Origin of the sequence: Lentzea sp. NPDC020367 (genome assembly GCF_044387305.1) — a bacterium.
In the GTDB taxonomy this organism is placed as follows: domain Bacteria; phylum Actinomycetota; class Actinomycetes; order Mycobacteriales; family Pseudonocardiaceae; genus Lentzea.
Genome location: NZ_JBIRVV010000018.1, coordinates 35,239 through 51,970 on the forward strand (window position 1 = coordinate 35,239; position 16,732 = coordinate 51,970).

Below are 16,732 nucleotides of genomic sequence, written 5' to 3' on the forward strand. Positions count from 1 at the left end.
CCGAGTGCGGGAGGCGTTGAGGTTGAGCAACCCAGCTAAGAACGCCGTCGTCGTCCCGGACGGGCCGCTGCCGATGCTGCCGCCGTCCATCTGGGAGTCGAGGGACGTGCGCGAGGCGGTCGCCGCGGAGTCGCCTGGCGCCGTGGTCGCGATCGCGCGCAAAGCCCACGGCCTGCGTCAGGACGAACTGGGCACGCTGGCCGGGTTCTCCCAGTCCGCGATCTCCCGCCTGGAGTCGGGCAGCAACATCGCCTACGACATGCGCGTCCTGCGCACGTTGCAACGGCTGCTCGGCATTCCCGCCCACCTGCTCGGCCTGACCGACCGCACGGTGCCGGTGCCCTCCGGCGACCTGGTCGTCGGGATGGAGGGCAAGGCGCTGATGGCGTTGTGCGCCTCCGCCGTCTTCAGCGCGGACAACGACGACGCGGTGAGCCAGCTGCTCGTGCTGCGCCGGATCGTCAACGACGCGCACAACTGGCGGGCGACCGGAGCCCTCATGCCCGCCGTCCGCAGCATGTACGACGTCATCGACGCCTTGCGCCGCAACGCGCGTGGCGAGATCCGCCGGCGGTTGCTCGGCACGGGCGCGATGTACGCGGAGTTCTACGGCTGGCTGTTCGAGGAGGTCGGCGACCTGCGCAACGCCGGCGCGTGGACGTCCAGGGCGTTGGAGCAGGGCCAGGCCGCGGACGACAGGGACGTCGTCGCGTACTGCTACGTGCGGATGAGCCAGCTCGCCGAGGCCGACGGCGACGACGACCGCGTCATCGGCCTGGCGCGGGCCGCCCAGCGCGAGACCGGGGTGAGCCCGGTCGTGCGCGCGATGGCGTTGCGGCAGGAGGCACGCGGACTTGCCCGAGCGGGTCAGAACGCGTGCATGCGGCGGTTCGACCTCGCACAGGCGTTGGTGCAGAACGTGGAACGGCCGCTCACGGACGAGTACTCGATCGGCTACTGCTTCACCGACCTGCACGTTCAGATGCAACGGGCCGCGAGCATGGTCGCGCTTTCCGACCACCGGCGCGCCATCGACGCGTACACGGAGCTCATGCCGCGGTGGGGCAGCGTCTGCCAGTGGGAGCAGGGCGTGCACACGGCCACCCTCGCCTACGCGCACGCCGCCAACGGTGACGTCGACCAGGCCGTCGAACTGGGGTTCGCGGCACTGGACCTGGCCCGCGTGACGGGGTCGCAGCTCATCGTGAACGAGCTGGCCAGGCTCGGACCGTGGGCGGCGACGCCGGCGATCGCCGAGCTCACGGCCCAGCTCCGGTAGCCCGCCGTATGCGAGTTCCGCATACGGCACCCGCAAATCGTATAGAACCCTGCCCATTCCGCGGGGCAGCCCGCACGATCTAGGGGTGATCGACCTAGCCGAACGAACGCCGCGCTCGGATGAGGTCACCGAGAGGTTCTGCGCGGCAGTGGCAGAGCAGAGCTCGGGCCCTTACCGGCTCAAGTTCTACGCCACCACGCACGCCGTCGTGTGTGTGGTGGACGACGCCGAGGTGAAGGCATGAGCATGCCTGTCTTGCTGGTCCGCAAGCGTGCGGGTGTCGTAGGCGAGACACAACGCACGTGCCACCTCGTACCCGTACCCGACGACGACACACTGCTCGCGTTGACCGCGTACTGCGGCGAACTCATCCATGAGGGCGAGGCCGAACTGCTCTCCCAGCCCTCCGGAATGCCGTGCGTCGGCTGCCTGTACCGCGTGCCGATGCCCCGTTAGCTCGCTGGCGAGGCGATGCAGGCCGTACCGAACCTGCGGAACCCGACGCGTTCGTAGACCCGCGCGATCTCCAGGCTTCCCGCAGACAGGAACACCAGCTCGGCGCCCCGTTCCAGGGCGTCGCGCGCCAGTTCCGCCGTGACCGCACCACCGAGGCCACGTCGCCGTGCCGCCGGCAACGTGCCGATGCCCGCGATCTCCACGACGTCACCCGCCCGTTGCGCGGTGCCCACCGCCAGCACGCCCTCGCCTGGCAGGTCGGCCACCGCGTGACGGTGCCGGGTGCTCATCGGGACGGCGCCTTCGAGTGCCGCGTCCCGTTCCGCCACACCGGCTTCACCCGCCGCCGTGCCCGGCGAGGAGAACGCCAGCTCCGCCACGACGGACACCTCGGCGGGCCGCGTGTCGAGCACGCGCACGTGCGGATGCGGTTCCGGCAGCTTCTCGGGATCGAGCACCAACAACGGCGCTTGGAGCACCTCCAAGCCGGCCTCGACCGCGACGTCGAGCAGGCCCGGCGTCGTCTCGTGCACCCACTCGAACGCCTCGGGCACACCGAGTTCGCGCTGCCGCTCCCGCACCTTCAGCACGTCCGCCACCGTCGGCTGCCCGCCGGGGAACCGGGGCCGCGCGTAGTACGGGTAACCGTCGCCCGCCTGGACGAACAGCACCAGCTCGCCGTGTTCCTCAACACGAGATCCCGGTCGGGGCACAGAGTCGTAAAACTCTTCGAGAACACTCCGCATAGAAGATCACGCTAGCTACCTTTGGCGGTATGACGCACCGCATTTCCCGCAGCGACCTCTCATGAGGGCCTTGGCGGCGTTGGCCGCCCTGCTCCTGGTCCTCACCGGCTGCGGCAGCGACCGCGAGGACCGCTTCGCCCGGCCGGGCGCGCCCAAGCAGTCCCCGAGCGGGAAGTTCGTCGCGCACGCCGAGAGCGCGAGCGAGGTGCGGGTGACCGACCGCAACGGCGGTGACGTGTTCCGCAAGTCCTATGAGTACGCGACGAGTTCGCGGGCGGACGGCATCGGCGTGGTGTGGCTGTCCCAGAAGGACCAGCTGTGGGTGCTCGTCCCCGGTGACACGAGCGAGCGCGTCGAAGCCGGGCCCGACGGCGTGTGGACGGCGGTCGAGGCGGACCTACCGAGCGAGATCACGCGGCTCGGGTGAGGGGTCCGGCTCGCCTTCGGTGATCCGCCGGCCGCGGTCCAGTTCCGCGTCGAGCTCGGCGCCGAGCAGCACGGCGATGTTCGAGATCCACAGCCACACCAGGAAGACGATCACGCCGCCCAGCGAGCCGTAGGTCTTGTTGTAGGACGCGAAGTTCGCGACGTACAAGGCGAAACCGATGGTCGCGAGCACCCACAGCACGATCGCGAGGAGACTGCCGGGGCTGACCCAGCGGAAGCCCTGCTGCCGGACGTTCGGCGCGGCCCAGTACAGGACCGCGAACGCCAGGCTCACGAGCAGCAGGATGACCGGCCACTTCACGACGTCCCACACGGTGACCACGGTGTCGCCGAGACCGATGGCGTTGCCGACCGTGTCCGCGATCCCGCCGGTCAGCACGAGGGCACCGAGGGTGAGCGACACCAGAACCACCGCGCCGAGCGTCAGCCCGAGCCGCAGCGGCACCGTCTTCCAGAACGGCCGGCCTTCCTCCACGTCGTACATGGCGTTGCACGCGCGCATGAACGCACCGAGGTAGCCCGACGCGGTCCACAGCGCCGTCAGCAGGCCGATGATGCCGAGCAGGCTGGCAGCGTTCTGGCTCTTCTGCAGCTCCTCGATGGACGACTTCACCAGGTTGCCGGCCTCACCCGGTGCGACCTGGTCGACGTACTTGAGGAGTTCCTGCGTCGTCGTGTCGCCCAGCAGAGCGAGCGCGGACGTCAGGACGATGATCCCGGGGAACAGTGACAGCACCGCGTAGTAGGTGAGCGCTGCGGCCCAGTCCGTCAGGTTGTCGTCGTTGAACTCCTTGACCGTCCGTTTGAGAACGCCCCACCAAGCGCCCTTGGGCAACTTGGTGGGGCCTTCGACGGTCTTACCTGCGGGCACGGCGCCAGTTGACCGAGCGCGAGCCGATACCGGCCATGTGCAATGCGAGCAGCAACAGTCCGAGCACGATCAGCGTGTTCACGGTGATCACGTCACCGAGCGCGACCTTCGCCAGATCGAGGATCAGCGCGAGGCCGAACGAAACCGCGGCGATGATGGCCAGCATGTGTCCACCTCCTAAGTGGTTGAGCTGCGGATACCCACTTGTTCACCGCGGAATCGCGCCGTTCGGAGCAATGGACATGTCATGATCGGTCCCGTGGACGTCCAGCGCTGGCAAGCAGCGGCGGTTCCGTGGTGGGTGACCAAGGTCGGGCTCGTCGGTGGGTGGATCGCCGCCTTCTACTTCGCCGTGAGCGCGAACGAGGCACCGTGCACGGCCGCGCAGCCGTGCCTGCCGGATCCGTTGTTCTCTCTCGCGGTGGTTCCGTTGCTGGCCACGCCGTTGCTGTTGTTGTTCAGCCGTGTGCTCACGGGCTGCGCGATGGGCGTGCTGTTCGGTGCGATGGACCTCATGCTCGACGGCAGTGCGGTGGCGAACCTGGCGTTCGGGCTGCACGCCGGTGCGTGCGCGTTGGTCGCGGCGTGGACGGTCAGGTCGCGTGCGGACCAGCACGAGGCCGCGGGCGCGACGATCGTCTCGCTGCCGGACCTGCCGCCACAACGCGGAGTTCTCCGCATCGTCGCCGTGCTGCTGGTCCTCTTCGGGTTCCTGACGTTCGTGCAGTACAGCCTCACCAACGACGCGATCGAGCAGCACATCGCGAACGCCAGCCGCGTCGACGCCGAGGTCGTCGAGATCAAGAACGCCTACGAGGTGTGGGTGGAGCTGCCGGACCGGCAGCGCACCGCGTTCGAGCCGCTCGCGCCGGAGTCCTATCAGGTCGGTGACGAGGTGCCGGTGCTCGCGGACGGCACGTGGGTGCGGATGGCGAACGAACCCGAGGACGTCACGTGGTGGCTGACCATCGGTGGCTCCGCCGTGTTCTTCGCGATCATGCTGGCCGCGCGGGAACGCCGCCGCCGCGCGTTGTGGACGGGCCCGGTGAAGGCCCTCCGGTTGCGGATCCACCAGATCGGGCCGCGCCGGGTCCTGTTGCGGTACGACAAGAAGGACATCGCCACGCTCACCACGCTCGCCGATCTGGGGCTGGAGGAGCCGCTCTACCACGACACCGAGGAGTTCGGCCGCGTGTGGCGCGGCGAGGAGGACCCGCCGGTGCAACTGGAGCCGGCCGAGGTCCTCGTCGCGGGGGAGTGGCACCTCGGCGGCCAGGTGGCGGTGCTCGTCGAGGGCGAGGTCGTGGCGACCAGCACGCTGAACCGCGTCCGCCCGCGCCACGTCGTCCACAGTGCACACCTGCCGGGCGAGCCGGTCACCGCGGGCACGCCGGTCGAGCTGCCGCACGCGATCTGGCCGGGGGACCGCCGCCGGATCGAGGGCGTGGCGCTGCTGCTCGGCGCCGCCGGCGCGTTGATCGCGCTGAAGTTCTACCCGGAGCTCATCATCCTCGGGCTGATCGGCATCCAGTGCGTGCTGTCGGCGGTGACGCGGTTCCAGCCGATGCTGCGCCTCGACCACAACTCGGTCGTGCTCTACACCGGCGTCTTCACCTACCGCGTGCCGTGGGCGCAGCTGCACGGTGTGCGTCGCTCCGGCCCTCAGCTCATGCTCGCGTTCGGGCCGCACGGCGACGTTCTCACGACACCGCACCTGCCGGACAGGCAGGCGGGCGAGAAGCTGATGTGGGCACGCGCCCGGTCGTTGATCGCCGAGCACCAAGGGGAACGCGTGACCCGCAAGCTCAACATCAGCGTGCTGATCGGCGCGATCTACGCCGCGCTGGTGCTGTTCATCTGAGCTTGGCCACGGCCTTGAGCAGACGGTCCACATCGGACTCGTCGGTGTAGGGCCCGATGCCCGCCCGCACGGCACCCTTGTCGCCCAGACCGAGCCACCGCGAGCACTCGAGCGCGTAGAAGTGGCCGGCGGGCGCGTTCACGCCCTCGGCTCCGAGCCTGCGGTAGACCTCGGCCGGGTCCAGCCCGTCGACGGAGAACAGCACGGTCGGCGTGCGCGACGAAGCCTTGCTGTAGATGCGCACGCCGAGTTCCTGCAGCCCGTTCTCCAACTGCTCGCGGAGGCCGAGTTCGTGCTCCTCCAGGCCGTCGAGCTCTCGCATGAACTCCACGGCGGCGGTCGTGCCGGCCAGCAGTTCGTACGGCAGCGTGCCCAGCTCGAACCGTTCCGGCACGGCGTTGGTCGAGGGCAGCAGCTTGTCCGGCCGCAACGTCTCCAGCAGTTCCGGTGCGGCCGCCAGCACGCCGAGGTGCGGGCCGAGGAACTTGTACGGCGAGCACACGAAGAAGTCCGCGTCCAACGCCTCGACGTCGACCGGCACGTGCGGTGTGTAGTGCACGCCGTCGACGTAGACGAACGCCGCCGCCTCGTGCGCCGCCCGGGCGATCTCCGCGACGTCCGGACGCGTGCCGAGCAGGTTCGACGCCGCCGTGATCGCGACGACGCGGGTGCGGTCGGACAGCAGCTTCGTCACCGACTCGACGGGCAGCTCACCGGTCGTGCGGTCGAACGGCGCCCATCGCACCGTGGCCCTGGCAGCCTCGGCCGCCTGGACCCACGGCCTGATGTTCGCGTCGTGGTCGATCCTGGTCACGATGATCTCGTCGCCCGGCCGCCAGTTCTTCGACAGCGTGCGGGCGAAGTCGTAGGTCAGCTGGGTCATGCTGCGCCCGAACACGATGCTGCCGGCGTTGAGGAACTCCGCCATCGTGCGCCGGGCGGTCCGCACGATCTCCTCGGCCCGGCGTTCGGCGGCCGTCACGCTGCCGCGGTTGGAGATCGCCGAGGTCAGCGTCGCCCTGACCGCCTCGCCGACGACGTCGGGCACCTGCGCGCCGCCGGGCCCGTCGAAGTGCGCGGCGCCCTCGCGCAAGGCGGGGAAGTGGGCGCGAACCGCAGCTACGTCGTAGGCCATGCCCTCATGGTGCTGGAGCACCCACGAATCGGGAAAGGATCAACCGTAGGGTCATCACCTGTTCGGTCGCGTCGAAGTCGGGGTCGATCAGCCTGCCGAACAGGCCGTCGACCAGTGCCTGAGCCCAGCTCGCGGCCGTCAGCGCGCTCACCGGGAGGGTGATCTGGCCGGCGTCGTGCGCCTGTTGCAGCAGGGCGGCCAGCTCGTCGCGCATCACCTGTTCGTTGCGGCCGACGAGCTCCCACAGCTCCGGATCGCGGCTGGCCTGCGCCACGACCTCCAGCACCAGCCCCGCCACGGACCGGTCGAGCGCGGGCACGCACAGATGGTCGACCATCAGCAGGACGCCGTCCCACGGGCTCAGCTCGCGGGCCTTGGCGAACATCTGCGCGTTGTCCTCGGCGTCCTGCACGAAGATCTCGCGGAAGATCGCCCGCTTGGTGGGGAAGTAGTGGAAGAGACTGCCGGTGCTGATGTCCGCGGCCCGGCAGATGTCCGCGACGGTCGTGCGTTCGAAACCCTTCTGCGCGAACAACCCCGCCGCGGTGTCGGTGATGTGCCGCTTCTTCTCCGCGTGCTTGACCGGGTCTACCGTTCGCACCTGTAGTACTGCCTCTTCTTCTCGTCCCGCACGGAGACGCCGCGTTTGCGGATCTCCCGCGCCAATTCTGCGGCCTCCGCGTTCTCGTACTTCGCGATGGCCTTCCTGCGGGCCGTGAACAGCGCGTTCACGTCCGCCGCCAGTTCGGGCGCGTGCTCGACCCACATCCGGAACTCACCGGCGAACAGGTCCGCGGCACGCCACCGGTAGTCCTGTTCGGTGAAGGCCCGTTCCAGTCTGGACCTGCTCAGGTCGGACGTCTCGCGGGCCAGTTCGGTGCCGCTGGGCGACAACAGCACGAGCTGCTTGCCGTCCGCGAACGCCGACTCGACCTCCTCGCGGCCGAAGCCGAACGTCCTGTCGTCCTTGTGCAGCGTGATCCGGCTCGGCGAGACCTCGACCGACATCATCTCGCTCGCCCAGAACAACGCGAACACGAAGCCCGCGCCCGCGCCGACGGCCAGAGCCGCGAGCGTCGCCCAGGGCTCCGGGATGTCCGTGACCAGCTCGAACACACCTTGGAACGGGAACCACCTCAGCGTCGTGATCCACCCGGCGGCCAGCTCGAGTCCCCAGCCCGCGGCGGCGCCGGCGGCCGGGCACGCGACCCAGATGCCGTACCGGACCGCCGCGGTCTCCTGCACAGTCGTCATGGCGCTCAATACTAGACCGAGCGCTCGGTTTATTCTGAGTTACGGCAGGTAGAAGGTCAGGAAATCGCTCGTGACCGGCGGGAACAGCCTGGTCATCAGGGCTTCCTTCGGGCCGGGGTAGACGTCGGAGAACCGGCGGCGCAGCCCGTCGATGCCGTGCGGGCCGAACAGCAACGGCGCCAGCAGGTCCGGGGCGATGCCCGCGCCGCCCTGCGAACCAGGGCCGAGCAACGTGCCGCCCCACTCGTACGGGCCGATCTCCTCGCCGTCCCAGTGGAAGCGGACGTGCGTGCGGTAGAAGCCGAGCACCACCTCGTCGGGGTCGTGCCCGCGCAGGCGTTGCGCGAAGACCGGCCGCAGGTGTTCGAGCAGCCTCGGGATGCTCGGGATGCGCACCATGTACTGGTCGAGGTCCGCTCGCCTGGCTCCCAGGTACTCCTCCAGCGCCGGGTGCCGTTCGCCGGCCTCGGCCGGATTCACCAGCGCCACCAAGGCTTTCACGGCGTCGTCGTCGATGCCGGCGATCTCGCCGAGCACGACGTCGCCCTCTTCCTCCGGCGTGCTGCGCCCGGTGGCGACCGGGGTGCCTTCGCGGTCGACGATCCAGGTGATCGAGCCGGTGCGGTCGATCAGCCAGCGCCAGCACGGCGTGCCGTGGCCCACGCGCAGGTCCGCGCCCTGCTGGGCGGCGTCCTGAAGCCTGTTCAGCACCGGGATGTCGGCCTCGGTCGCGCGCCGGATCGTGTGTCCCGCAACGGCTTCCGGCTTCCGGACGAGCGGCCGGGTCTGCTTGATCGGGATCGCGTAGGTGTAGCCGAACTGGCGGTAGAAGTACGGGACGCCCATCACGAACTGGAGCAGGTGACCGCGCTCGGCCGACCTGTCGTTCGCCCAGCCCATCAGCTGTCGTACGAGGCCTCTGCCCTCGTACTCGGCGTCGGTGGCGACCTGTTCGATCTGTCCCGCCGGGATGTCCAGGCCGGCGAGCGTCACCGTCTCGTCCATCAACGTGAGGGTGGAGACGATCCGGCCGGCGTCGTCGGCGACTCCGACCCAGTCGCAGCCCGCGTCCGGGTCGGTCATCAGCAGGCGGGCGTCGACGCCGTCGCTGGGATCCATGCGCGAGACGACGAGCTTCTCGACCTGGGGCAGGTCTTCCGGGCGTGAGGTGCGGATTTCCACGGCCGGAGTGTTTCCAGGGCGGTGGTTGTCCGCAAACGGATTTACGGTCGTGCGCATGGACTGGAACAAGCAGTTGACGGACCAGCTCGAATTCCACTGGAACGTGCAGTTGCGGCCACGGCTCGAAGGCATGACCGACAACGAGTACTTCTGGGAGCCCGTGCCCGACGCGTGGACCGTGCGTCCGGACAACACGATCGACTGGCAGTACCCGGCGCCCGAGCCCGTCCCGGTCACCACGATCGCGTGGCGGATGGCGCACATCATCGTGGGCGTGTTCAACGCGCGCACGGCCTCGCACTTCGGTGGCCCGCCCGCCGACTACGCGACCTGGCAGTTTGCGATGACGGCGGATGACGCGCTGAAGCAGCTCGACGACGCCTACGCGGCGTGGATGGCCGGCGCGCGCACGGCGGACCTGTCGAAGGCCGTCGGTCCGGCGGAGGGACCGTTCGCGGCGGAGCCGATGGCGACTCTGGTGCTGCACATCAACCGCGAGGTGATCCACCACGCCGCGGAGATCGCGCTGCTCCGGGACCTCTATCTCAGGGAGAGCTAGTCACCTCGAAGTGCCTACTTTCTAGAAGTTGGCGCTAACTGCAAGATGGTGCCCGTCGAGAACGTCGGAGGGGATCATCATGCGAGTCATCACGCAGAAGACCGTGGGCGACGCGTCCGTGCTGGAGGTCGCGGAGGCGGCGACGCCCGTGCCCGGACCAGGTCAGGTGATGGTCAAGGTGGGTGCGGCGGCCGTCAACCCGGTCGACACCTACGTCCGCGGCGGCGGGTTCCCCGCGCTCGGCGAGCCGCCGTTCACGCTGGGCTGGGACGTCGCGGGCACCGTCGTGCAGGACGCTGAGGGGTTCGTGGCCGGGGAGGACGTCTACGGGCTGCTGACGTTCCCCGGCACCGGCGGTGGCTACGCCGAGTACGCCGTCGTGAACGCCGCCGACCTGGTGCGACGGCCGTCGTGGCTGACCGTCGAGCAGGCGGGCGCGACTCCGATGGTGGCGCTGACCGCCTGGCAGACGCTCGTCGGGCGCGCCGGTGTGTCGGCCGGTCAGCGCGTGCTGGTCCACGCGGCCGCCGGGGGTGTCGGGCACGTCGCGGTGCAGATCGCCAAGGCCCGGGGCGCGTACGTGATCGGCACGGCCTCCGCGGCCAAGCACGACTTCCTGCGCTCGCTCGGCGTCGACGAGGTGATCGACTACCGCCACCAGGACTTCACCGAGATCGAGCCGGTCGACGTCGTCCTCGACACAGTCGGCGGGCAGTACGCGGAGCGGTCCGCCAAGGTGATCAAGCCCGGTGGCGTGCTCGTGTCGATCATCCCGGGGAACCCGGGTTTTGACGTTGACCGAGCTTCCGAGCTGGGCATCCGGTTCGAGTTGTTCCTGGGCGTCGTCGCGTCCGGGGCTGACCTGGCCGCGTTGCCGCAGCTCAAGGTGCAGATCGATCACGTCGTGCCGCTGGCGGAGGTCACGAAGGCCCACGAGCTCGTCGAGTCCGGCCGGACGACGGGCAAGGTCGTCCTGGTGCCGTGACCCCTCGTTAACCGTGCGTTGACCATGTACACCGATCGTGTGACAAACATCCACACGATCGGGGAGTGCTCATGGCGCGGTGGAGTCCACTTGCCTTAGTTGTCGCTTTGCTGGCGGCGGTCGGCCTTTACGGGTCGACCGCCGCTGTCGCAGCAGCTCCGCTCACCGTGGCGCAGGCGATCGCGACCCAGAACGGGTCGTCGGCGACTGTCCGCGGGTATGTCGTCGGCCAACCCACGGCCACGACGACGGTCATCCGTTCGGGTTATCCGAACGACTACGCGCTGGCGCTGGCCGACTCGGCCTCCACGACCAGCACCTCGAACATGGTCTACGTGCAGATCCCGTCGGCGTTCCGCGCCTCATGGGGCATGCAGTCGAACCCGTCGCTGCTGGGCAGGCAGATCGACGTCACGGGCTCCCTGAGCGTGTACTTCTCGCACGCCGGGCTGACCTCGTCCACGGCGTTCGCGTTCGCCGGAACGACCCCGCCGACCAGCACGACCACTCCGCCGACCACGACCACCAGTGGACCGCCGTCTGCCTGCGAGAGCTACTACACGTCCGCCTGCGGCAAGAGCGGCGCGGCGCTGAAGTCGGCGTTGAACTCGATCATCCGCAACCAGACCAAGCTCAACTACGAACAGGTCTGGGACGCGCTGAAGGCCACCGACCAGGATCCGTCGAACTCGAACAACGTGATCCTGCTGTACAGCGGCCGCACGCAGTCCAAGTCGACCAACGGCGGCGGGGCGAACGACTGGAACCGTGAGCACGTCTGGGCCAAGTCGCACGGCGACTTCGGCACCGCCACCGGTCCCGGCACCGACATCCACCACCTGCGTCCCGAGGACGTGTCGGTCAACGCCACGCGCGGCAACCTGGACTTCGACAACGGCGGGAACGCGGTCCCCGAGGCGTCGGGAAGCAAGTACGACAGCGACTCGTTCGAACCGCGCGCCGCGGTGAAGGGCGACGTTGCGCGCATGATCTTCTACATGGCCGTGCGCTACCAGGGCGGCGACGGGTTCGCGGACCTGGAGCTCAACGACCAGGTGTCCAACGGGTCCGCGCCGAAGATGGGCAGGCTCTCGGTGCTGAAGGCCTGGAGCGCCGCAGACCCGCCGGACGCGTTCGAGAAGCGCCGCAACCAGGTGATCTTCGACAGCTACCAGCACAACAGGAACCCGTTCATCGACCACCCGGAATGGGTCTCCTCTATCTGGCCGTGAGTCGTTCGAGGAAGGGGCGCTGCGCGGAGACGATCTTCGCGCTCGCCTCTTCCACGCTGAACCACTGCACGCGGTCGACCTCGGGAAAAGTCTTCTTCTGACCCGACTTCGGCGGCCACTCCATCTCGAACGTGCCCGGCGTGACCGTCTCCGGATCCAGGTCGCCCTCGAGCGCCCAGACCGTGATGACCTTGCCGGAGCCCTTGGCCTCACCGAGCGCGATCAGCTCGCCGTCCGGCACCGGCAGCCCGAGTTCCTCCTCGAACTCGCGCCGTGCGGCCTGTTCGGGCGTCTCGTCGTCGGTGTACTCACCCTTCGGCACGGACCACGCGCCGGCGTCCTTGCGGGCCCAGAACGGGCCGCCCATGTGCCCGAGAAGCACTTCCAGCTGCTCGCGTCGTCTGAAGAGCAGGATTCCGGCCGACCGTTTCATACTGTCCAGCATGGCGGACTGGGTCCTGCACGTGGACCTCGACCAGTTCATCGCGGCGGTCGAGGTGCTGCGCGATCCGTCGTTGCGCGGCAGGCCCGTGGTGGTGGGCGGCAACGGCGACCCGACCGAACGCGCGGTCGTGGCCACCGCGTCCTACGAGGCGCGCGAGTTCGGCGTGCGTTCGGGGCTGCCGTTGCGGACCGCGTTCAAGAAGCTGCCGGACGCCGTCTACCTGCCGGTGGACCACGCCCTGTACGAGGCCGCGTCGGCGGACGTGATGGCCGTGCTGCGCTCGTTCCCCGTGGTCGTCGAGGTGATGGGCTGGGACGAGGCGTTCGTCGGGGTTTCCACGGACGATCCCGTCGAGTTCGCGCGGTCGTTGCAGGCGGCGGTGCTGTCGGCGACGGACCTGCACTGCTCGGTGGGCATCGGCGACAACAAGCTGCGGGCCAAGATCGCGACCGAGTTCGGCAAGCCCGCCGGCGTCTTCGAGCTCACGCGGGAGAACTGGGTCGAGGTGATGGGGCACCGGCCGACGTCCGCCCTGTGGGGGATCGGCACGAAGACCGAGCGCAAGCTCGCGGAACTCGGGCTCGTGACCGTGACGGACCTGGCCTCCGCGCCGGTGGACGTGCTGGCCGCCCGGTTCGGGCCGCGGATGGGGCCGTACTACCGGACCGTCGGGCTGGGCGCCGGTGACACGGTCGTGAGCGCGACGCCGTGGGTCGTGAAGTCCCGGTCGCACGAGAAGACCTTCCAGCAGGACCTCGCCTCGCTGGAGGACATCCGCCGCGAGGTCGTGGCGCTGGCGCATCAGGTCGCCGCGGACGTGGTCACCGAGGGACGTCCAGCCGTGCGCGTGGGCGTGAAGGTGCGGTTCGTGCCGTTCTTCACGAAGGTCCGCCTGATGAAGCTGCCTGCACCGACGTCCTCCGCCGACGAGCTGGCAGCGGCCGCTCTGGTCGTGCTGGACCGCTTCGAACACGGTCGCGCCGTACGCCTTCTGGGGGTGCGCGCAGAATTCTCTGACGAAGATGTCGAACCGAAGCCTTCTCCTTCGACGTATCAGTAAGTAGAGGATTTGAAGGCTAGGAGAAGAAGATGACCGACTCATCGCTCACCCACCGCGACCGCGCCGTTCTCAGAGCAGTGGCCGACGGCCGTTGCGAGATCGCCGGAAGCTCCCTGCTCGTCGACGGCCTGTGCTGCGCCGACCAGTTCGCCGGCCTGCGCCTGACCACTGCGGGCCTGATCAGCGCACGTTCAGGCCCCGCGGCGCTGACCAGTGCGGGCTACCAGGTGCTCGCCGCCTGATCGTTCTTGCGGAAGACGGACATCAGGTACTTGTTCGAGAATCGATAGGCGCCGTCTGGGGTTCGGAACGGTTCAACGGCGACCCGGATTTTTTCCACGACTTTTTCCTCCCCCTCGCTCTCGATGATGCGCTGATAGCTGCCCACGCTCAGGAAGCTGTGCAGCATCGTGGCCTCGTCGGGATGTTCCTGAGGAATGTCGATCGTGAGTTTCTCGTGCGGCTCAGGCAGCTTCGCACCCCTGCGCCCACCCGGCCCTCGCACGGCCCTGCCGACGACCAGCAGGTCGCTCGCGTGCTCCGGATGCCACTCGCACACGACCACGTAGTCCTTGCTGACCCTGACCGCCTCCGCGAACGCTTCGTCGGGGTCCGCTGCGAAGAACAACGCGTTGAACGCCGTCACGACGTCGAACGTGCCGTCCTGCCAAGGCAACCGCCCCAGCGGGAGCTCGTGGAACTCGGCAGTGCTCGCCTGCCGCGCCAGCGCGATCATGGCTTCCGAGATGTCGATCCCGGTCGCCTTCGCGCCCGCTTCCGTTGCGGCGGCACAGAACTCACCGCTCCCACACGCCAGGTCCAGGACCGTCGTGCCGTGTGTGATGCCGGTGCGTTCGATCGCGGTTTTCCAGGCAGGCATGGACATCTTCGCGCCGAGCGCCGCTCGCTGCGCGGCCCTGCGGCCCCACAGCTCGCCTTCCTGGATCTCCGTCATGCTCCCGACCCTAGTGATCCACTGCGGTGCTCGCAGAAATCCGCTGGCTCGGACGCGGATCATGGCAGGCATGGGTGTCTTGGCGCGGGTACTGCGATCGGTGGGCGGCGACGAGGTGCTGGACCGGCTCGCGGGCCTGTCCGGCAGCGATCTCACGAGCCTGCTGCTCGCGTTGGCGCGGCGACGTGCCGGCGCGTTGTCCGGCGCGGATGTGTTGCGGCAGTACCGGTCCGACCGGTTCGTAGCGCCTTCATCGGTGCCGTTCGACGTGCTGCGCGCGGCGGAGGACCGCCTGCTGGCCGCGCTGCCGTCGTCGTTCTCCGTGCTGGGCCTCGCGCCCGTGGCACCTCTGGGGACGTGCTCCGCAGTTGCTCTGATGGACCAGAACAACGTCCTGTCGACCATGCGCGGCACCGAGGTCGCGGCCGACCCGACGAACGCACTGGCGCTGGAAGCCGCACTGCTGCGCCAGTCCGGCCCGGACGACGTGCGGCTCGCCGCGGTGCAGCGGGTGGTGCGGGCGCAGTTGTTCAGCGGTGCCGGGAGGTTCGCGCATTTCACGTTGTTCGCCGCGGTGTCCGCCGGACGTGATCGCGGCTCGCTCGCCTTCGAGGTCGAGCACTTCGCCGAGCACGTCGCGTTCCTGCGTGAGGCGTGTGGTGACGTGGAGTTCCGCGTGACCGTGCTGGATCCGCGGTTCGAGGTGGTGCGCGGTGATCTGCCCGCCGACCCGTCCCGGGACACTGGTTACTACAAAGGTCTGTGTTTCAAGGTGTTCCGCGACGGCGTGGAGATCGGTGACGGCGGGTTCGTCGACTGGACTGCGCGGTTGACGGGAAACCGCAAGGAGCGGCTGCTGATCAGCGGCGTGGGCGTGGACCGGTTCGCCACGCTCTGATTCCACGTGAGGGCAACAAGTTCGAGTAGGCGACCTCTGGCGGTAGATCGATCAACTAGCCGGATCTACGCTCAGGTGTGGCCTTGTCGGGTCGGGGACCTTGCCGGGAGGGCGACCAATGGCGGCGGAGTTCACGTGGAAGCGCAGCTCTTACAGCAGCTCTGGCGGAGATGCCGATTGTGTCGAGTGCGCTGGCGACGGCCGCATGGTGTGGCTTAGAGACTCGAAGGACCGCGGCGATCAGCGGCTTGAGGTTTCGTCGGCGGCCTGGCACGCGTTCGTCCTCTTCGCTCGTTCGTGAACACGCCGAACGGGTGACCTCCTCCACTCTGATGGAGTCCGCGATTTGATCTGCGTGGCCGCTTTCTGCGATCTTTCTGTCTGAAAGTGGTCAATTGGTGGCCAACCATTGTGGAGTCCCTCCAATTGAGGGCTACCATTCTGCTACCTAGCAGATTGAGGAGTGGCGCGTTGCCCCGCAAGGAAAGTCCCGTCGTGCTGCAGAAACGCCTGCTCAGCGAGCTCAAGCAGACGCGGGACGAACTCGGTCTCAGCCAGCAGGCCGTTGCCGACGCGATGGACTGGTCCGTTTCGAAACTGATCAGGATTGAAAAGGGGGAGAACAAGATCTCTGTCACCGACGTGCAGGCGCTCCTCTTCCACTACGGGGTGCGCGACGACGAACGGGTCACCGAGCTGGTGGGCATGACCAGGGCGATCCGGCAGTCGAAGTCCGCGTGGATGGAGAAGTACCGAGGTTCGTTCAGCGAGCAGTTCGCGAAGTACGTTGAGCTGGAGACCGCTGCCGTACGTATCCGGCAGAGTCAGCTCAACGTCGTCTCCGGGCTGCTGCAGACCCCGGACTACGCACACGCGCTCGTCAAGAGTTACGGCAACACGGATGCCGTCGTCGAACGCGGTGTGGAGATCCGCATGCACCGTCAGTCGGTGCTGGACTCGGACGGCCCCGACATCTCCATCATCCTCGACGAGTCGGTCCTGCACCGGGTCATCGGTAACGAGGGAGTGCTCCGCCGGCAGTTGCAGCGCATCAAGGAGGTCTCGGCCCTGGGGCACGTGACCGTTCAGATTTTGCCGTTTTCCGCCGGGGTCCATCCGGCGATGAAGGGCTCATTTTCGATCTTGGAGTTCTCCGAAGGGGAGGAGGACTTCGCTTTGCTGCTCGAACATCCCGGCCGCGACGAGCTCATGACAGCGGGGCCGGAACTCAAGGAGTTCCTGAACTACTTCATCCAGCTGGAGGGCTTCGCGCTGCCGGCTGAGGAGACGCCGAAGGTGATCGACCGACGACTGAAAGAGCTAGGAGGGGCCTGAATCGCTAAGGCCGGGCGGGTGGCTGCGCCAAC

At 68.3% G+C, this 16,732-nt stretch carries 22 protein-coding genes; 13 read left to right on the forward strand and 9 right to left on the reverse strand.

The features are described 5' to 3' along the window. The first annotated feature begins 22 nt into the window (after positions 1-22). The 3 genes from ACH413_RS41760 to ACH413_RS41770 all read left to right on the forward strand — a co-directional run bounded on the left by ACH413_RS41760 (position 23) and on the right by ACH413_RS41770 (position 1,735). A complete protein-coding gene (locus ACH413_RS41760) occupies positions 23-1,279 on the forward strand; it encodes a helix-turn-helix transcriptional regulator (RefSeq protein WP_360046795.1) in 1,257 nt (418 codons plus the stop codon). Positions 1,280-1,364: 85 nt separating this feature from the next. Beyond that, complete coding sequence (locus ACH413_RS41765) at positions 1,365-1,523, forward strand: hypothetical protein (RefSeq protein ID WP_360046796.1); 159 nt, start codon at positions 1,365-1,367, stop codon at positions 1,521-1,523. Beyond that, entirely contained in the window at positions 1,520-1,735 is a 216-nt protein-coding gene (locus ACH413_RS41770; protein WP_360046797.1) for a hypothetical protein, read from the forward strand. Before ACH413_RS41765 ends, ACH413_RS41770 begins: the two co-directional genes overlap by 4 nt. Here the strand turns inward: ACH413_RS41770 and ACH413_RS41775 are convergent. Beyond that, the gene (locus ACH413_RS41775) at positions 1,732-2,406 is read right to left on the reverse strand and encodes a GNAT family N-acetyltransferase (protein WP_360046798.1); all 675 of its coding nucleotides are present in this window, start codon (positions 2,404-2,406) and stop codon (positions 1,732-1,734) included. The genes ACH413_RS41770 and ACH413_RS41775 overlap by 4 nt on opposite strands. A 136-nt stretch (positions 2,407-2,542) precedes the next feature. Between ACH413_RS41775 and ACH413_RS41780 the strand changes: the two genes are divergently transcribed. Then, a complete protein-coding gene (locus ACH413_RS41780; RefSeq protein WP_360046799.1) occupies positions 2,543-2,908 on the forward strand; it encodes a hypothetical protein in 366 nt (121 codons plus the stop codon). Here the strand turns inward: ACH413_RS41780 and ACH413_RS41785 are convergent. Continuing rightward, entirely contained in the window at positions 2,879-3,799 is a 921-nt protein-coding gene (locus ACH413_RS41785) for a YihY/virulence factor BrkB family protein (protein WP_360046800.1), read from the reverse strand. The genes ACH413_RS41780 and ACH413_RS41785 overlap by 30 nt on opposite strands. Next, positions 3,786-3,965 carry a hypothetical protein gene (locus ACH413_RS41790; protein ID WP_360046801.1) on the reverse strand — a complete coding sequence of 60 codons (180 nt, stop codon included), beginning with the start codon at positions 3,963-3,965 and terminating at the stop codon, positions 3,786-3,788. Before ACH413_RS41790 ends, ACH413_RS41785 begins: the two co-directional genes overlap by 14 nt. Positions 3,966-4,046: 81 nt before the next feature. Here ACH413_RS41790 and ACH413_RS41795 point away from each other — a divergent pair, with 81 nt between their 5' ends. Then, complete coding sequence (locus tag ACH413_RS41795; RefSeq protein ID WP_360046802.1) at positions 4,047-5,660, forward strand: hypothetical protein; 1,614 nt, start codon at positions 4,047-4,049, stop codon at positions 5,658-5,660. On the opposite strand, the gene ACH413_RS41800 is transcribed toward ACH413_RS41795, so the two are convergent. Genes ACH413_RS41800 through ACH413_RS41815 form a run of 4 tightly spaced genes read right to left on the reverse strand, consistent with a single transcriptional unit; the run spans position 5,653 to position 9,231 of the window. Next, positions 5,653-6,795 (reverse strand): cysteine desulfurase-like protein, encoded by a 1,143-nt coding sequence (locus ACH413_RS41800; RefSeq protein ID WP_360046803.1) that lies wholly within the window; start codon positions 6,793-6,795, stop codon positions 5,653-5,655. The genes ACH413_RS41795 and ACH413_RS41800 overlap by 8 nt on opposite strands. Before the next feature lie 4 nt (positions 6,796-6,799). Next, positions 6,800-7,396: a TetR/AcrR family transcriptional regulator gene (locus ACH413_RS41805; RefSeq protein WP_360046804.1), complete on the reverse strand. Its 597-nt coding sequence runs from the start codon at positions 7,394-7,396 to the stop codon at positions 6,800-6,802. Then, the gene (locus tag ACH413_RS41810) at positions 7,384-8,049 is read right to left on the reverse strand and encodes a hypothetical protein (protein WP_360046805.1); all 666 of its coding nucleotides are present in this window, start codon (positions 8,047-8,049) and stop codon (positions 7,384-7,386) included. Before ACH413_RS41810 ends, ACH413_RS41805 begins: the two co-directional genes overlap by 13 nt. A gap of 39 nt (positions 8,050-8,088) precedes the next feature. Further along, positions 8,089-9,231 carry a GNAT family N-acetyltransferase gene (locus ACH413_RS41815; protein ID WP_360046806.1) on the reverse strand — a complete coding sequence of 381 codons (1,143 nt, stop codon included), beginning with the start codon at positions 9,229-9,231 and terminating at the stop codon, positions 8,089-8,091. A gap of 49 nt (positions 9,232-9,280) precedes the next feature. Here ACH413_RS41815 and ACH413_RS41820 point away from each other — a divergent pair, with 49 nt between their 5' ends. From ACH413_RS41820 to ACH413_RS41830, 3 genes are all read left to right on the forward strand, one after another. Beyond that, positions 9,281-9,790: a DinB family protein gene (locus ACH413_RS41820; protein ID WP_360046807.1), complete on the forward strand. Its 510-nt coding sequence runs from the start codon at positions 9,281-9,283 to the stop codon at positions 9,788-9,790. A 79-nt stretch (positions 9,791-9,869) separates the two neighbouring features. Beyond that, the gene (locus ACH413_RS41825) at positions 9,870-10,775 is read left to right on the forward strand and encodes an NADP-dependent oxidoreductase (RefSeq protein ID WP_360046808.1); all 906 of its coding nucleotides are present in this window, start codon (positions 9,870-9,872) and stop codon (positions 10,773-10,775) included. 71 nt (positions 10,776-10,846) lie between these two features. Continuing rightward, the gene (locus ACH413_RS41830) at positions 10,847-12,007 is read left to right on the forward strand and encodes an endonuclease (RefSeq protein WP_360046809.1); all 1,161 of its coding nucleotides are present in this window, start codon (positions 10,847-10,849) and stop codon (positions 12,005-12,007) included. Here the strand turns inward: ACH413_RS41830 and ACH413_RS41835 are convergent. After that, a complete protein-coding gene (locus ACH413_RS41835) occupies positions 11,994-12,440 on the reverse strand; it encodes an NUDIX domain-containing protein (RefSeq protein WP_360046810.1) in 447 nt (148 codons plus the stop codon). The genes ACH413_RS41830 and ACH413_RS41835 overlap by 14 nt on opposite strands. A gap of 10 nt (positions 12,441-12,450) precedes the next feature. Here ACH413_RS41835 and ACH413_RS41840 point away from each other — a divergent pair, with 10 nt between their 5' ends. Together ACH413_RS41840 and ACH413_RS41845 are read left to right on the forward strand one after the other, a co-directional pair. After that, the gene (locus tag ACH413_RS41840) at positions 12,451-13,512 is read left to right on the forward strand and encodes a DNA polymerase IV (RefSeq protein WP_360046811.1); all 1,062 of its coding nucleotides are present in this window, start codon (positions 12,451-12,453) and stop codon (positions 13,510-13,512) included. 29 nt (positions 13,513-13,541) lie between these two features. Then, positions 13,542-13,754 (forward strand): hypothetical protein, encoded by a 213-nt coding sequence (locus ACH413_RS41845; RefSeq protein ID WP_360046812.1) that lies wholly within the window; start codon positions 13,542-13,544, stop codon positions 13,752-13,754. On the opposite strand, the gene ACH413_RS41850 is transcribed toward ACH413_RS41845, so the two are convergent. Continuing rightward, positions 13,733-14,467, reverse strand: a complete 735-nt coding sequence (locus ACH413_RS41850; RefSeq protein ID WP_360046813.1) for a class I SAM-dependent methyltransferase — start codon at positions 14,465-14,467, stop codon at positions 13,733-13,735. The two genes, ACH413_RS41845 and ACH413_RS41850, sit on opposite strands and share 22 nt — an antisense overlap. A 70-nt stretch (positions 14,468-14,537) precedes the next feature. Between ACH413_RS41850 and ACH413_RS41855 the strand changes: the two genes are divergently transcribed. From ACH413_RS41855 to ACH413_RS41865, 3 genes are all read left to right on the forward strand, one after another. Continuing rightward, on the forward strand, positions 14,538-15,365 hold the full coding sequence (locus ACH413_RS41855) for a hypothetical protein (RefSeq protein ID WP_360046814.1): 828 nt from the start codon (positions 14,538-14,540) through the stop codon (positions 15,363-15,365). Between the two features lie 118 nt (positions 15,366-15,483). Further along, positions 15,484-15,666 carry a DUF397 domain-containing protein gene (locus tag ACH413_RS41860; protein WP_360046815.1) on the forward strand — a complete coding sequence of 61 codons (183 nt, stop codon included), beginning with the start codon at positions 15,484-15,486 and terminating at the stop codon, positions 15,664-15,666. Between the two features lie 110 nt (positions 15,667-15,776). Next, positions 15,777-16,700 (forward strand): helix-turn-helix transcriptional regulator, encoded by a 924-nt coding sequence (locus tag ACH413_RS41865; protein WP_360046816.1) that lies wholly within the window; start codon positions 15,777-15,779, stop codon positions 16,698-16,700. The last annotated feature ends 32 nt before the right edge of the window (positions 16,701-16,732 follow it).

Excerpts from the sequence above, each read along its gene's own strand:
- ACH413_RS41770 (WP_360046797.1), top strand. The coding sequence starts at position 1,520 with ATGAGCATGCCTGTCTTGCTGGTCCGCAAGCGTGCGGGTGTCGTAGGC.
- ACH413_RS41780 (WP_360046799.1), top strand. The coding sequence starts at position 2,543 with ATGAGGGCCTTGGCGGCGTTGGCCGCCCTGCTCCTGGTCCTCACCGGC.
- ACH413_RS41790 (WP_360046801.1), bottom strand. The coding sequence starts at position 3,965 with ATGCTGGCCATCATCGCCGCGGTTTCGTTCGGCCTCGCGCTGATCCTC.
- ACH413_RS41795 (WP_360046802.1), top strand. The coding sequence starts at position 4,047 with ATGATCGGTCCCGTGGACGTCCAGCGCTGGCAAGCAGCGGCGGTTCCG.
- ACH413_RS41800 (WP_360046803.1), bottom strand. The coding sequence starts at position 6,795 with ATGGCCTACGACGTAGCTGCGGTTCGCGCCCACTTCCCCGCCTTGCGC.
- ACH413_RS41810 (WP_360046805.1), bottom strand. The coding sequence starts at position 8,049 with ATGACGACTGTGCAGGAGACCGCGGCGGTCCGGTACGGCATCTGGGTC.
- ACH413_RS41825 (WP_360046808.1), top strand. The coding sequence starts at position 9,870 with ATGCGAGTCATCACGCAGAAGACCGTGGGCGACGCGTCCGTGCTGGAG.
- ACH413_RS41830 (WP_360046809.1), top strand. The coding sequence starts at position 10,847 with ATGGCGCGGTGGAGTCCACTTGCCTTAGTTGTCGCTTTGCTGGCGGCG.
- ACH413_RS41835 (WP_360046810.1), bottom strand. The coding sequence starts at position 12,440 with ATGAAACGGTCGGCCGGAATCCTGCTCTTCAGACGACGCGAGCAGCTG.
- ACH413_RS41840 (WP_360046811.1), top strand. The coding sequence starts at position 12,451 with ATGGCGGACTGGGTCCTGCACGTGGACCTCGACCAGTTCATCGCGGCG.
- ACH413_RS41845 (WP_360046812.1), top strand. The coding sequence starts at position 13,542 with ATGACCGACTCATCGCTCACCCACCGCGACCGCGCCGTTCTCAGAGCA.
- ACH413_RS41850 (WP_360046813.1), bottom strand. The coding sequence starts at position 14,467 with ATGACGGAGATCCAGGAAGGCGAGCTGTGGGGCCGCAGGGCCGCGCAG.
- ACH413_RS41855 (WP_360046814.1), top strand. The coding sequence starts at position 14,538 with ATGGGTGTCTTGGCGCGGGTACTGCGATCGGTGGGCGGCGACGAGGTG.
- ACH413_RS41860 (WP_360046815.1), top strand. The coding sequence starts at position 15,484 with ATGGCGGCGGAGTTCACGTGGAAGCGCAGCTCTTACAGCAGCTCTGGC.